This is a genomic window from Microcella sp., assembly GCF_019739195.1.
Taxonomy (GTDB): domain Bacteria; phylum Actinomycetota; class Actinomycetes; order Actinomycetales; family Microbacteriaceae; genus Microcella.
On the sequence record NZ_JAHHDS010000003.1, the window covers coordinates 466062 to 479506 of the forward strand.

General features: G+C 68.1%; 11 protein-coding genes. 3 read left to right on the forward strand and 8 right to left on the reverse strand.

Translation table 11 applies throughout. From position 1 onward, the window contains the following. Positions 1 to 31 precede the first annotated feature (31 nt). The 3 genes from dxr to KL788_RS03980 all read right to left on the reverse strand — a co-directional run bounded on the left by dxr (position 32) and on the right by KL788_RS03980 (position 2704). Positions 32 to 1114, reverse strand: coding sequence for a 1-deoxy-D-xylulose-5-phosphate reductoisomerase (dxr, locus tag KL788_RS03970; protein WP_293168706.1), 1083 nt, complete (start codon positions 1112 to 1114; stop codon positions 32 to 34). Between the two features lie 39 nt (positions 1115 to 1153). Continuing rightward, positions 1154 to 2125 carry an FKBP-type peptidyl-prolyl cis-trans isomerase gene (locus KL788_RS03975; RefSeq protein WP_293168708.1) on the reverse strand — a complete coding sequence of 324 codons (972 nt, stop codon included), beginning with the start codon at positions 2123 to 2125 and terminating at the stop codon, positions 1154 to 1156. Between the two features lie 78 nt (positions 2126 to 2203). Next, positions 2204 to 2704, reverse strand: a complete 501-nt coding sequence (locus KL788_RS03980) for an OsmC family protein (RefSeq protein ID WP_293168710.1) — start codon at positions 2702 to 2704, stop codon at positions 2204 to 2206. A gap of 58 nt (positions 2705 to 2762) precedes the next feature. Between KL788_RS03980 and gabT the strand changes: the two genes are divergently transcribed. Both gabT and KL788_RS03990 read left to right on the forward strand, forming a co-directional pair. Then, positions 2763 to 4127: a 4-aminobutyrate--2-oxoglutarate transaminase gene (gene gabT / locus KL788_RS03985; RefSeq protein ID WP_293168712.1), complete on the forward strand. Its 1365-nt coding sequence runs from the start codon at positions 2763 to 2765 to the stop codon at positions 4125 to 4127. Between the two features lie 8 nt (positions 4128 to 4135). Next, positions 4136 to 5119: an asparaginase gene (locus KL788_RS03990; protein WP_293168714.1), complete on the forward strand. Its 984-nt coding sequence runs from the start codon at positions 4136 to 4138 to the stop codon at positions 5117 to 5119. 64 nt (positions 5120 to 5183) lie between these two features. On the opposite strand, the gene KL788_RS03995 is transcribed toward KL788_RS03990, so the two are convergent. Genes KL788_RS03995 through KL788_RS04010 form a run of 4 tightly spaced genes read right to left on the reverse strand, consistent with a single transcriptional unit; the run spans position 5184 to position 9349 of the window. Beyond that, positions 5184 to 5981 (reverse strand): ABC transporter permease, encoded by a 798-nt coding sequence (locus tag KL788_RS03995; RefSeq protein WP_293168716.1) that lies wholly within the window; start codon positions 5979 to 5981, stop codon positions 5184 to 5186. Continuing rightward, positions 5978 to 6889, reverse strand: coding sequence for an ABC transporter permease (locus tag KL788_RS04000; protein WP_293168718.1), 912 nt, complete (start codon positions 6887 to 6889; stop codon positions 5978 to 5980). The genes KL788_RS03995 and KL788_RS04000 overlap by 4 nt, the downstream gene beginning before the upstream one ends. 3 nt (positions 6890 to 6892) lie before the next feature. Next, a complete protein-coding gene (locus KL788_RS04005; protein WP_293168720.1) occupies positions 6893 to 8113 on the reverse strand; it encodes an ABC transporter ATP-binding protein in 1221 nt (406 codons plus the stop codon). A gap of 30 nt (positions 8114 to 8143) precedes the next feature. Further along, entirely contained in the window at positions 8144 to 9349 is a 1206-nt protein-coding gene (locus tag KL788_RS04010) for an ABC transporter substrate-binding protein (protein WP_293168722.1), read from the reverse strand. A 257-nt stretch (positions 9350 to 9606) separates the two neighbouring features. On the opposite strand from KL788_RS04010, the gene ald reads away from it, so the two are divergent. Further along, the gene (ald, locus tag KL788_RS04015) at positions 9607 to 10722 is read left to right on the forward strand and encodes an alanine dehydrogenase (protein ID WP_293168724.1); all 1116 of its coding nucleotides are present in this window, start codon (positions 9607 to 9609) and stop codon (positions 10720 to 10722) included. A gap of 2 nt (positions 10723 to 10724) precedes the next feature. Here the strand turns inward: ald and KL788_RS04020 are convergent, their stop codons facing one another. After that, the gene (locus KL788_RS04020; protein ID WP_293168726.1) at positions 10725 to 13391 is read right to left on the reverse strand and encodes an FtsK/SpoIIIE domain-containing protein; all 2667 of its coding nucleotides are present in this window, start codon (positions 13389 to 13391) and stop codon (positions 10725 to 10727) included. Between the last annotated feature and the right edge of the window lie 54 nt (positions 13392 to 13445).

The following is a 13445-nucleotide window of genomic DNA, read 5'->3' on the forward strand; positions in this document are numbered from 1 at the left end:
CGCCGGTCGCACAGCGGCCGCTGGGCGGCGGCTATGCGCGCGCCGCGATGAGCTCATCTGCCGCGCGGCGCGCCCAGAGCTCGGCCTCGAGCACGCCCTCGAGCGTCATGCGGTGCGGCTCGTGGGTATCGACGACTGCCTGCACGGTGTCGACGATGTCGAGGTAACCGATGCGACCGTCGTGGAACGCATGCACGGCCTGCTCGTTCGCGGCATTGAACACGGCCGGGAAGGTCGCGCCGGCCTCCCCCACGCGTTTCGCGAGGGCGACCGCGGGGAACGCCTCGACGTCGAGGGGCGCGAAGCTCCAGGTGGATGCTGTGCTCCAGTCGAGCGGAGCCCCGACTCCCCCGACGCGGTGAGGCCAGTCGAGCCCGAGCGAGATTGGCAGGCGCATGTCGGGCGGCGAGCACTGCGCGATCGTCGAGCCGTCGATGAACTCGACCATCGAGTGCACGATCGACTGCGGGTGCACCGTGACCTCGATGCGGTCGTAGGGCACGTCGAACAGCAGGTGCGCCTCGATGACCTCGAGACCCTTGTTGACGAGCGTCGACGAGTTGGTGGTGATGACCCTGCCCATGTCCCAGGTCGGGTGAGCGAGTGCCTCGGCAGGCGTCACGCCCTCGAGTGAGGCGCGCGAGCGGCCGCGGAACGGCCCGCCGCTGGCCGTCAGCACGAGCCTGCGCACCTCGTGATGCTCGCCCGCGAGCAGTGCCTGCGCGATCGCCGAGTGCTCGCTGTCGACCGGCACGATCTGGCCGGGGGCAGCGAACTCGGTGACGAGCGACCCGCCGACGATCAAACTTTCTTTATTGGCCAGTGCGAGGATGCGCCCCGCCTGCAGCGCCGCGAGCGTCGGCGCGAGGCCCACCGACCCGGTGATGCCGTTGAGCACCACGTCGCAGTGCACGTCGCGCACGAGCTGCGCCGCGGCCTCGGCACCGAGCGCGACGTGCTCGACGCCGTGCTCGAGCGCCTGCGCCTCGACAAGCTCGCGGTTGCGGCCGGCAGCGAGCCCGACCACGCGGAACCGATCGGGGTTCGCCGCGATGACCTCGAGCGCTTGCACGCCGATCGAGCCCGTGGAACCCAGAACGATGATGTCGCGCATGGTTCTCATCATGCCCGACGCGCGTCGAGCATCCCGCCTCTAGGAGGCAGCCAGGATGTCGACGACGAAGACGATGACGTCATCGGGGCCGATGGATCCGTCGGGGGTGCCGCCGCTCGGGCCGTAACCCAAGTCGGGCGGAATGATCGCGATGATCTGCGAACCGACCGTCTGACCGACGAGCGCGTCACGGAAGCCCTGGATCACTCCGCTCGTCGGGAAGTCGGTCGGGGCGCCGCGCTCCCAGCTTGAGTCGAAGATCTCGCCGGTGTTCCAGTTCATGCCGGTGTACTGCACCGTCACGGTCTGACCGTCTTCAACCACCGGGCCGTCGCCGAGGATGAGTACAGCAAGGTCGAACTCGGTGAAGGGCTCGCTGTCGGGCAGCGTGATGGTCGGCGCGCCGTTCTCGGCGAGTTCGACGGTCGGGAAGCCCTCGGGCGCCTCTTGCGACTCGCCCTCGGCTCGCTCGAGGGGCGGCGGCACGATGCTGACGACGTCGATGACGAACACGAGCGATTCAGACCCCGTGAGACCGAGCTCGGGCACGCCCTGCTCGCCGAAGCCGTCGACCGGCGGAATGACGCCCGCGAGACGCGTGCCGGGCGTCGCGCACTCGATAAGAAGCGAGAAGCCGACGAGCTGAGGGCTCTCGGTGTCGACCGGGAATCGTTCGGCGTTCGTGCCGGCGAAGCCCGTCGTGGCGAGCTCGTCGCCCGTCTCGCCGTTGAACACCGAGTACTCGATGAGTGCGATATCGCCCGAGACGACCGCGTCGCCTTCGCCCTGCTCGAGCACGGTGCGCTGCGTGGCCTCGGCCGTCAGCGGACCCTCGAAGTCGATCGTCGGCACGCTGCCGAACGCGCCGTCGACGTTGATCGCGTCGGAGGCTGCCCCGGCGGGAGCGCAGTCGCCATCGCCGGTCGGGGCCTCACCGGGCGCGCACGCGGCGAGCGAGAAGAGCAGTGCGGCACTGAGGCCGGAAGAGAGCAGAGCGGAACGGCGGCGCACGAGGGGTTCCTCACGTCGGTATGGGCACGAAACGGCCATCCTCCCACGGCCTGCCTTGGACTCGCCTCGACGGCGACCCTACGCAAGCTCGGGAACGGCGCCCTCGATCACCGTGGTCGGCTCGTGGTGCACGGAGAAGTTCACCGAGTTGGCGATGAAGCACAGCTCGCTCGCCCGATGATGCAGCTGCTCAGCCCGGCGCGCATCCCCCTCGTCGTGATGTGCGGCCAGCGTCACGACCGGTCGCAGCGTCGCCTCGATGAGCCGACCGCCGTCGCCCTCCTGCTGAAGCGTTCCGGTCGCCTCGTCGTGGTAGTCGACGACGACGACACCGTTCGTCGCGGCGACATGCAGGTAGCTCAGCATGTGGCACTGCGAGAGAGCGGCGATCACCATCTCTTCGGGGTTCCAGCGGTCGGCGTCGCCGCGGAACACGCGATCGCTCGAGCCCTCGATCTCGTGCCGCTTGCCTGCGGCGTGGATGCGGTGGTCGCGGCCATAGGCGCGGTACGTCGCCGTGCCCTCGCCCCGGTTGCCGGTCCACTGCAGGGCGACCGCGAAGTGGTGTCGATCGTGCACAGGAAGCTCCTCTCGCACCCGGGCCCGACGCAGAGGCCGGGAGTACACTCATCCCACCATGACTGACACCCTTTCTGCGCCCGCAGCCCCGTCATTCGAGGGCTCTGCCCCGACCGTCGCTCAAGAGCGCCGCGTCGTCACCGCCATTCCCGGCCCTGCCTCACAGGCCCTGCACGAGCGCCGCCTCGCCGTCGTGAGCGCCGGCGTCGGCACCTCGCTGCCCGTCTACATCGACCGGGCGCACGACGCGATCGTCGTCGACGTCGACGGCAACCACTTCATCGACCTCGGTGGCGGCATCGGGGTCATGGGTGCAGGCCACACGAACGACGCCGTCGTCGCGGCCGTGCAGGCCCAGGTCGCCAAGGTCACTCACACGCTCTTCACCGTGACGCCCTATGAGCCCTATGTGCGCGTTGCCGAGCTGCTCGTGCAGCACACCCCCGGCGACCACGCCAAGAAGGTCGTGCTGGTCAACTCGGGCGCCGAAGCGCTCGAGAACGCCGTGAAGATCGCGCGCAAGCACACCGGCCGAGCCGGAGTCGCCGTGCTCGATCACGGCTACCACGGCCGCACGAACCTCACGATGGCCATGAACTTCAAGGCCATGCCCTACAACCTGGGCTTCGGGCCGTTCGCGAGCAACATCTACCACGCCCCCAGCTCGTATCCCTTCCACGACGGGCTCTCGGGTGCCGAGGCGGCGAAGCGCACGATCTCGTACCTCGAGAAGCGCGTCGGCGCCGACGACCTCGCGTGCCTCGTCGCCGAGCCGATTCAGGGCGAAGGCGGGTTCATTGTTCCCGCTGAGGGCTACCTCGTGGCCCTGCAGGAATGGTGCACGGCGAACGGCGTCGTCTTCATCGCCGACGAGGTGCAGTCGGGCGTCGCCCGCACGGGTGCCTACTACGCGAGCGAACACTTCGGCCTCGTGCCCGACATGATCACGACCGCCAAGGGCATCGCGGGCGGCATGGTGCTCGCCGGCGTCGTCGGCCGCGCCGACATCATGGACAGCTCTCACGCTGGCGGCCTCGGCGGCACCTACGGCGGCAACCCCGTCGCGTGCGCTGCCGCGATCGCCGTGTTCGAGCAGATCGAGCAGCGCGATCTGCTCGGGCGCGCGCAGCACATCGAGTCGGTACTGCTGCCGCTGCTGCACGATCTGAAGGCGAAGCACCCGCGCATCGGCGACGTGCGCGGCATGGGCGCCATGCTCGCGATCGAGTTCGTCGACCCCGAGACGCACGAGCCCGACGCCGGCATCGTCACGCGCGCCGTGGCCGCGGCAGCGCAACAGGGCGTGCTGCTGCTGAGCGCCGGCACCTACGGCAACGTCATCCGCTTCCTGCCCGCTCTCACGATCAGCGACGAGCTGCTGCGCGAGGCGATCAGCGTGCTCGACGACGCCCTCTCAGCCTGACGCCGGCAGTGTCTGAAGGGGGTGCTCGGGCGCTCGACGTCGAGGACTCGGTCGAGCTCGCCCGCATCGAGCGCAGCGGACTCGTCGAATCGCGCCACATCGGTGCGGCCGCCGTAATGGATGCCGACGGCACGGTGTTGCGCGCGGTCGGCGACGTATCCGCGACGATCTACCCTCGCTCAACGCTCAAACCGCTGCAGGCGGTCGCGATGCTGCGTGCCGGGGCGCAGTTCACCGACGTCGAGCTCGTGCTCGCGGTCTCGAGCCACTGCGGCAGCCCTGAGCATGTCGCCATCGTCGAACGGATGCTCGCTCACGACGGCCGGAACGAGAACTCTCTGCAGTGCCCTCCCCTGTGGCCGCTCGGCTCCGAGCAGCGTGCATCGCTGCAGGCGGCCGCCCTCGGGCCGTCGCGCTTGACGAACAACTGCTCGGGCAAGCACGCAGGGCTACTCCGCGCGAGCGACGCGCTCGGCGCTGACGCGGGGCAGTACCTCGAGACGGAGCATCCGGTTCAGGAGCTCATTCGCGACGTCGTCGCGGAGTTCACCGCGCAGCCTCTGGCTCACCTCGCCGTCGACGGCTGCGGTGCTCCCATGGCAGCCACGAGCCTCGCCGGACTCGCTCGCGGCATCGCGCGGCTCACGCGCGGCGACGAACCCGAGGCGCGCCGCGTCATGGAGGCGGTGCTCGCGGAGCCCTGGGCGATCGACGGCGCCGGGCGGGCGAACACCGTCGTCATCGAGCGGCTGGGCGCCCTCGCCAAGCTCGGCACCGAGGGTCTCGTCGTCATCGGCACCCGCGAGGGCGTCGCCGTGGCGGTCAAGGTGCTCGACGGTTCGATGCGCGCCACCACTCCGGTCGCACTGACGCTGCTCGCCTCGGTCGGCGCGATCGACGGCGCGGTGGCCCGTGAGCTCATCGAGGAGACAAGCCAGCGAGTGCACGCCGGCGGCCGAGAGATCGGACGACTGACCGTCAGTGCTTTCTGACCATCCGTGCTTCCTGACCGTCCGTGTGCGACGAGCGGTCAGACGGGGAGGGCGGTGCGCTGCGTCAGCCCTGCTTCGCGAGCTTGCGTCGCCGGGCAGCCGCGGAGAACTGCGATACCAGTACGAGAATGATCGCCAGGAAGAACACGGCCGAAGCGATGACGTTCGCTTCTGCCGGTATTCCTCGGGCGGCCGCCGTGTACACGAAGCTCGGGAAGGTGACTTCGGCACCACGGTTGAAGTTCGTGATGATGAAGTCGTCGAAACTCAAGGCGAACGACAGCAGGGCAGCCGCGACGATACCGGGCAGCAGCATCGGGAAGGTGATGCGCCAGAAGACCTGTCGCGGGTTGCCGTAGAGGTCGCGACCCGCCTCTTCGAGAGCGGGGTCGAGGCTCGCGACCCGAGCGCGCACCGTCACCACGACGAAGCTCAAACAGAACAGCGTGTGGGCGAGGATGATCGTGCCCAGACCCTTCGGAACGCCGGCCTGCAAGAACTGCGCCGCGAGACCGGCGCCGAGCACGACCTCGGGTGTGGTCATCGGCAGGAAGATCAGCAGCGTCGTGGTGTTGCGGAACCGGAACCGGTAGCGCACGAGAGCAATCGCGATCATGGTGCCGAGAGTCGTGGCCATCACGGTCGCGACGACGCCGATGAGAACGCTGTTGCCGAATGCCTGGCACACCGTCTGCGCCTCGCACACGTTGAGCCAGTTGTCGAACGTGAACCCGCGCCAGATGATGTTCGTGCGCCGGGCGTCGTTGAACGAGAAGACGATCGTGTACACGATCGGAATGAGCAGGAAGACGAACGCCATCGCCGAGTAGACCCAGATGGCGTACTTGCCGAAGCCCTTCACAGCAGCTCCTCCGTTCCGCTGCGCTTCACGTAGAGACTGACCAGAATCAAGATGAAGGCCATGAGCACAAGCGACAGCGCTGCCGCGGCCGGGAAGTTCTGCAGCACCAGGAAGTTCGTCTCGATCACGTTGCCGATCATGGTCGTGTCGGCCGAGCCGAGGAACTCGCGCGAGGCATTGATGTAGTCGCCCGCTGCGGGGATGAAGGTGAGCAGGGTTCCTGACATGACGCCCGCCGCTGAGAGCGGAAGGGTGACCGTGCGGAAGGTCGTTGCCGGACTGCCGTAGAGGTCGTTGCCCGCCTCGATCAAGCGCAGGTCGAAGCGCTCGAGCGTCGCGTAGATCGGCAGGGTCATGAACGGGATGAAGTTGTAGGTGAGGCCGAAGATCACCGAGAACGCGGTGCCCGTGATCGCTTCACCCGGACCGAGAACGCCCAGTGACGACAGGATCCCCGAGACCGGCCCCTCGGTCGAGAAGATCTGCTTCCAGGCCAGGGTGCGCAGCAGGAACGAGATGAAGAACGGGGCGATCACCAGCACGAGCGCGAGCGCCTGCAGCAACGGGTACGGCCGCAGAGTGATGCCGATGAAGTAGGCGAGCGGGAAGCCGATGAGCAGCGCGAAGAGTGTGGCGAGCGCTGCATAGCCTGCCGAACGGATCGCCTGCTGCCAGTAGGTCTCGAGCACGACGACGTAGTTCTGCCAGTTGAAGGCGTTCTGGAACTGGCCGAAGATCACCGGGTCGGGCTCTTGCAGGCTCGTGATCACGAGCGAGATCAGCGGTGTGACGAAGAACAGGATCAGGTAGAAGATGCCGGGCAGCAGCAGGAAGAGCGCGATGGGGCTCTTGCGCCGAGCGACCGGCTCGACCACCGCCGTCGAGCTCGAGAAAGCGGTGAAGGCCATGGCCTAGGCCCCCTCGAGTTCCGCTTCGAGGTCTTTGCGAGACTGCACCGCGATCATCGAGGTGTCGAGGTCGGCATGGAACCGCGAGACCGGCTCGCTCTCGGCCTCGTCGGCCAGCCCGAAGGCGTGATCGACCGACCAGCTGAGCCAAACCTCGTCGCCGTCGTGGTGAAGCGTCGAGATCGACGTGTTCTGCGCGAACACCGTGACCGCACCGTGACGGGGCATCGTCACTTCGTACTGCGTGCTCACACCGCTGAACGACACATCGGTGATGCGGCCGGGGCCGATGACGTTGCGCGCCGAGTCGGCCTTCGGCGCGCTGTCGTGCAGGCTGACCTTCTCGGGTCGCACACCGACGGTGATGCGGCCGCTGTGGCGTTGTGCGCGTTCGAGCGGAACCTCGATCTTGGTGCCGCCGGCGTCAACCACGAGCGATGTGCTCGAGCTCGACACGACGTCTCCCGTGAAGAGGTTCGACTGACCGAGGAACTTCGCGACGAAGGCCGTGTGCGGCAGTTCGTAGAGCTCTTGCGGGGCGCCCATCTGCTCGATGCGGCCCTTGTTCATGACCGCGACAGTGTCGGCCATGGTCATGGCTTCTTCTTGGTCGTGGGTCACGTGCAGGAAGGTCAGGCCGACCTCGCTCTGGATGTCTTTGAGTTCGACCTGCATCTGACGCCGCAGCTTGAGGTCGAGGGCCCCAAGCGGCTCGTCGAGCAGCAGCAGCGCGGGTCGGTTGACCACGGCGCGCGCAAGCGCGACACGCTGCTGCTGCCCGCCGGAGAGCTGCCCCGGCTTGCGAGTGGCGAGGTGATCGAGCTCGACGAGCGTGAGCGCCTCGTGCGCGAGCGGCTCGGCGTTCTTGATGCCCCGTCGGCGCAACCCGAACGCGACGTTCTCGAGGATCGTCATGTGCGGGAAGAGCGCGTAGCTCTGGAACACCGTGTTGACGGGGCGCTGGAACGCCTTCGTCGCCGTGACGTCCTTGCCGCCGATGAGGATTCGGCCCGCCGTGGGCTCTTCCAGACCGGCGATGAGCCGCAGGGTGGTCGTCTTGCCGCACCCGGAGGGCCCCAGCAGAGCGAAGAACGAACCGGCCGGAATGGTCAGGTCGAGTTCTTCGATCGCTGTGAAGCCTGGGAATCGCTTGGTGATGCCGACCAGCTCGAGGTCAGCACCTGCTTCAGCGAAACCCCCCTGCGGAACATCGTTGTTCGTCACCTCGGTGGATCTCCTTCTGGTGGGGTGGGATCAGGCGCCGAGCAGGATCGCCTGGAAGGCGGCCTGGTACTCGTTCTCCTCCTGCGCGGTGAGGCCGCGGAAGATCTTCGACTGCGCGAGGGTCTCGTCGTTCGGGAAAATCAACTGGTTCTCCGCGAGTTCGGGGTCGATGGCCACGGCGGCCTCCTGTGCTCCGGCGACGGGGGTGATGTAGTTCACCCACGCGGCGACCTCGGCAGCGACCTCAGGCTCGTAGTAGTAGTTGATGAGCGTCTCGGCGTTCGTCTTGCGCGGCGAGCCGATCGGGATGAGGAAGTTGTCGTTCCAGAGCGTGGCTCCGCCCTCGGGAAGCAGGAACTTCCACTTCTCGTAACCGGCCTCGAAGTTGAGCACGGTGATGTCACCCGACCAGCAGATCGCGGCGAGCGTGTCTTCGTTGACGAGATCTTCGGTGTAGGCGTTGCCGCGCACGTTGCGGATCTGGCCCGACTCGACTTGGGTGCGGAAGATGTCGAGAGCAGCGTTGAACTCGTCGGCCGTGAAGTCACCCGAGATGTCGACGCCGTTCTCGAGCATGATGACGCCGATCGTGTCGCGCATCTCGGAGAGCACACCCACGCGGCCCGTGAGATCGGGACGCCACAGGTCGCTCACCGACCGCACCTCGCTCGTCGCTTCGACGTTGTAGCAGATGCCGGCGAAGCCGCCCTGCCACGGCAGGGAGTGCACGCGGCCCGGGTCGAACGCGGGGTTCTGCAGGCTCGGCACGAGGTTGGCGGCATTGGGGATGTTGGCCTTGTTGAGCTCTTGTGTGTAGCCGAGCTGGATCCAGCGGTTCACCATCCAGTCGGTGAGGCACACGGTGTCGGCCCCGATGTCTTGACCGAGGGCGAGCTGGTCGCGCACCGTGGCGAAGTACGAGTTGTTGTCGTCGACCGTGACGAGGTAATTGACGTCGATGCCGAACTGCTCTTGGAAGGCGAGCAGGGTGGGGTAGTTTCCGTCGTCGTCCTCGTCGATGTAGAACGGCCAGTTGGCCCAGTTGAGGGTGGGGTCGTTCGCCGAGTTGTCTTCTGCAGGGCCCGCAGGTGCAGCATCCGTCGTGCAGGCTGCGAGCGCGAGGGCGGTCGCTCCGGCACCGGTACCGGCCAGCATGGTTCGGCGGCTCACCTGCGCGCGCTTCGCTTGGGCGATGAGGCTGCGGATCATCGGGTCTTCGGGAAGAGGTCGGTTCATGGCGGGCTCCTTCTAGCGATTGCCGGTACGACGGTGTCCGATACCGCGCGGTGACGGTGGGTCGATACTGTCATACGCCTAGTCGTGCTCGCACCCCTGAGGGCCCGATTCGTCGATTCTGAAACACAAATGTCACGAAATCAGCACTTCCAGGTAAAGAACGGTGCGGAATCCATCGCTTCGGCGCGCTACGCTGATCGAGCAACGCAGCGCGGCGGTGCCTCTTCTCCGGCGCGCATTCACCGCGAGGAGACGCCATGAGAATCGCCGTTCCGGCCGAGGTCAAGAACAACGAGTACCGAGTCGCCATCACGCCCGCTGGCGTGCACGACCTGGTGAGCCACGGCCACGAGGTGCTCGTGCAGGCGGGCGCCGGCACGGGCTCGTCGATCACCGACGACGACTACTCCGCACAGGGCGCACGCATCGTGCCCGACGCCGACACCGTCTGGGGCGAGGCCGAGCTGCTGCTCAAGGTCAAGGAGCCGGTGGCCTCGGAGTACGGGCACTTCCGCGACGGGCTCGTTCTGTTCACCTATCTGCACCTCGCGGCTGAGAAGGCACTGACGGAGGCACTGCTCGCGGCGGGGGTGACCGGCATCGCCTATGAGACCGTGCAGCTGCCGTCTCGCGCCCTGCCCCTGCTCGCTCCGATGAGTGAAGTGGCCGGTCGCCTCGCCCCCATCGTCGGCGCCAATGCCATGCTGCGCCCCAACGGCGGCCCCGGCCTGCTGGTACCGGGGGTTCCCGGCACTCACCCCGCGAACGTCGTCGTGCTCGGCGGCGGTGTCGCCGGCACGAACTCGGTCGCGATGGCGGTCGGCCTCGGTGCCGAGGTGACGGTGCTCGACACCAACATTCAGCGTCTGCGCGAGCTCGACGCCCTGTACAGCGGACGCATCCGGACGATCGCCTCGAACGGCTTCGAAATCGAGCGCGCCGCCATGCAGGCAGACCTGCTTATCGGCTCGGTGCTCATTCCCGGCGCGAAGGCTCCCAAGCTGATCAGCAACGAGCTCGTCTCACGCATGAAGCCGGGCAGTGTGCTCGTCGACATCGCCGTCGACCAGGGCGGATGCTTCGCCGATTCGAGACCCACGACGCACGCCGAACCGACCTTCGAGGTGCACAACAGCATCTTCTACTGCGTCGCGAACATGCCGGGCGCGGTGCCCGCGACGTCGACGTACGCGCTCACCAACGCGACCATGCCGTATGTGCGCGCGATCGCCAATCTCGGCTGGAAGGCCGCCCTGCGGTCGGATGCCGCGCTGGCGCTCGGTCTCAACACCCACGCTGGCTCGGTCACCAATGAGCCTGTCGGTACAGCACACGGTCTCGCCTCGGTGCCCCTCGTCTCAGTGCTCGACTAGGCCTAGCGAGCAGGCCGAAGGCTACTCTCACGGGGCGGGTCGGCGGCGAGCGGCGAGGCCGCGCGGCTGATCGACCCGTTCGGCTCCGCAAGCCAGAACTCGGCGCGGCCCGGGTCGATCGGCGGCAGTGGGTCGCGGTGACTGAGCAAGCTGCGCACGTCGGCCGCGTCGCAACCGATGATGGCGATCGGAACCTGCGTTCGAGCGGCACTCAGCAAAGACCACGCCGACTGCCAGTGCGCGGGCGTCGCAAGAAGGATGCGCGGCTGAATCGCCACACTGCGGTCGGGCGGTGCGGTCGACGCCGCGGCGGCCGAGACGTCGCCGATGACCTGATGCGGAAGCTGCGCGACCGCGATGCGCTCAGCAACGGAGTCGATGCGCGCCGCGATGATGATCGCGTCGCGATCAGAGTCGGGCAACCAGGGCGGTGCGGGTGCGGCGCGAGCAGCTGGCAACGTCGTGGTGGGCTCGATGACCTGAAGCTGCAGATCGCGCCACCACCCGCGCCCGGCCGGTGCGCGGCGATCGAAGAGACCGCGCGGTGCTCCGGCCATCGCGTGCTCGTCTGCGTCGGCGCACCGCAGGTGCACACGGCTCTCGAAGCGCCCGCCGAGCACCGAGCTGCCAGCGCTCGACGACGACGCAGATGCCGCCGCGGCACCTCCGGCTGCTCGCATCGCTCGCACCGCGGAATCCCATCGCGCTAGCAGCTCGGACGACCTGTCGCCCGCGGCTGCCAGAAGAAGATCGAGGCCGTCGCAGAGCAGTAGTGTGGCCGCAGGCGGGCGTACGGAGAGCTGCTCGAGCACAGACCATGCTTCGGGAAGCGTCGGCGGCACCACGACGCACGATGTGTCGTCACCGACGCCTGCGGCGAGTGCGGCGAGCAGCGTTGACTTGCCGCTGCTCGATGCGCCGAGCACGACGAGGCAACCGTCGCGGGGCGGGTGCCACTGCGCACGGTACCGTGCGCGCTCATCCGGATCATCGAGTACTCCGAAAGTGATGCTGTCGATCAGGGAGCGCGGCGGTGCAGGATCGCCGTGGTCGGGCGACGGGCGCTCGCTCGGGGGAAGGTCATCGACGGCGAGCCGCTCGGGGAGAGGCGGGCACCACGTGCTGCCGCCCGCCTCGTGCGCGCTCCACCGTTCGAGCACCTGGTCGATGTCGTCGTCGTCGATGACGGCCGCCTGCAGGGGATGGGTGCCGTTCTCACCCACCAGCATCGCTCGACCGGGCGGCGCAGCGATGAGTTCTCGCGCGCGCTCACCGACAATGCCTCCGGAAGCGGCGTCGGTGACCCGGAATGAGAGCCTGACCGGGCAATTGGCCGCGATGGCGTCGCGCACGACGCTCGCCGGGTGCTGCGTGCACAGCACCAGGTGCATGCCGAGCGAGCGACCTCGGGCCGCGATGTCAGCGAACACACCGTGCAGCTCGGGAAAAGTCGCGGTCAGGGTGGCGAACTCGTCGACGAGCAGGAGTAGTCGGGGCAGCAGATCGGGTCGCTCGCGAATGTCGCGTGCGCCGGCGTCGCTCAGTGCCCGTTCCCGGTGCCGCAGCTCAGCGCGCAGCGAGCGCATCGCCCGCTGCGCGACGACCGGGTCGAGGTCGGTGACGAGACCGATGCAGTGGGGCAGCTCGGTCAGGCGCGCAAAGGTGGCCCCGCCCTTGAAATCGATGAACAGCAGTTGCGCCGCGCTCGGGGGCTCGGCCGCGGCCCAGCCGAGTGCGAGCGCGCGCAGCAGCTCGCTCTTGCCGCTGCCGGTCGTGCCGCCCACGAGGGCGTGCGGCCCCGACCCGACGAGGTCGATCGCGACGACGCCTGACTCGCCGACGCCGATCGGCACGCCGACAAGGCCGGTCGCGGTTTCACCATGCCGCGAGAGAGTGCCCCATGAGACAGCGGTCGGCAGACGTCGTTCAGAGGCTGTCGACGATCGAGCCGCTTCGAGTTGTCGCCCGGTGACGAATTCAGGTCTCATCCGACGTACCGGGCGGCCCGCCTCGCGCACCTCGACCAGGGTCGCAGAGATCACGGTGATCACGGAGGCACCGACGGGCGGCCCGTCAGACCCATCGGCATGACCGCCGCGCGCGGCGCGATGCAGCGTCACCCCCGGCTCGTGCGAGAGTCGACGGCACAGCACCTCGGCGACAAGGCCACTGCCCTCGACCACAAGGTGCCCACGAGCGATGAGGGCGGGAAGCTCAGGGTTCTGCTGGGCTCGCGCGAGCATCCGCCCCAGGCGCCGATCGTCATCGGAGTCGCCGACGCGATGCGCCGACTCGATCGCGACCGAGCTGCGGCCGAACCCAGTGCCGATGCGCAGCGCCGCTGCCGCTCCCCCGTCGGCGAGCGAGCGGGGAGGATGCGGGGTGCTGCGCTCGGCCTCGCGCCGCTCGACCGCGTGGGCATGATCGATCGCCTGCTCGAACAGCGCGCACTCGCGGTCGAACCGCTCGGCCTCGGCACGGCGATGTCGGCGAGCCGACCGACGGCCATCGATGACGCCCGCGACGGCGACGATGGGACCCAGCGCGGCGAAGAGCAGCATGAACGGGGAGGCGAGCACCATGCCGATCACGACGGCACCAATCATGGGTGCGACCACGGCGACCACCGGGAAAGGCGCAGTGCTGGGCGGGCGAGGGGGCTCGGGCATCGGCGGCAGAGGCATCGTGCCCCCATGACACCGCACGTCGAGGCACTCGCCCTC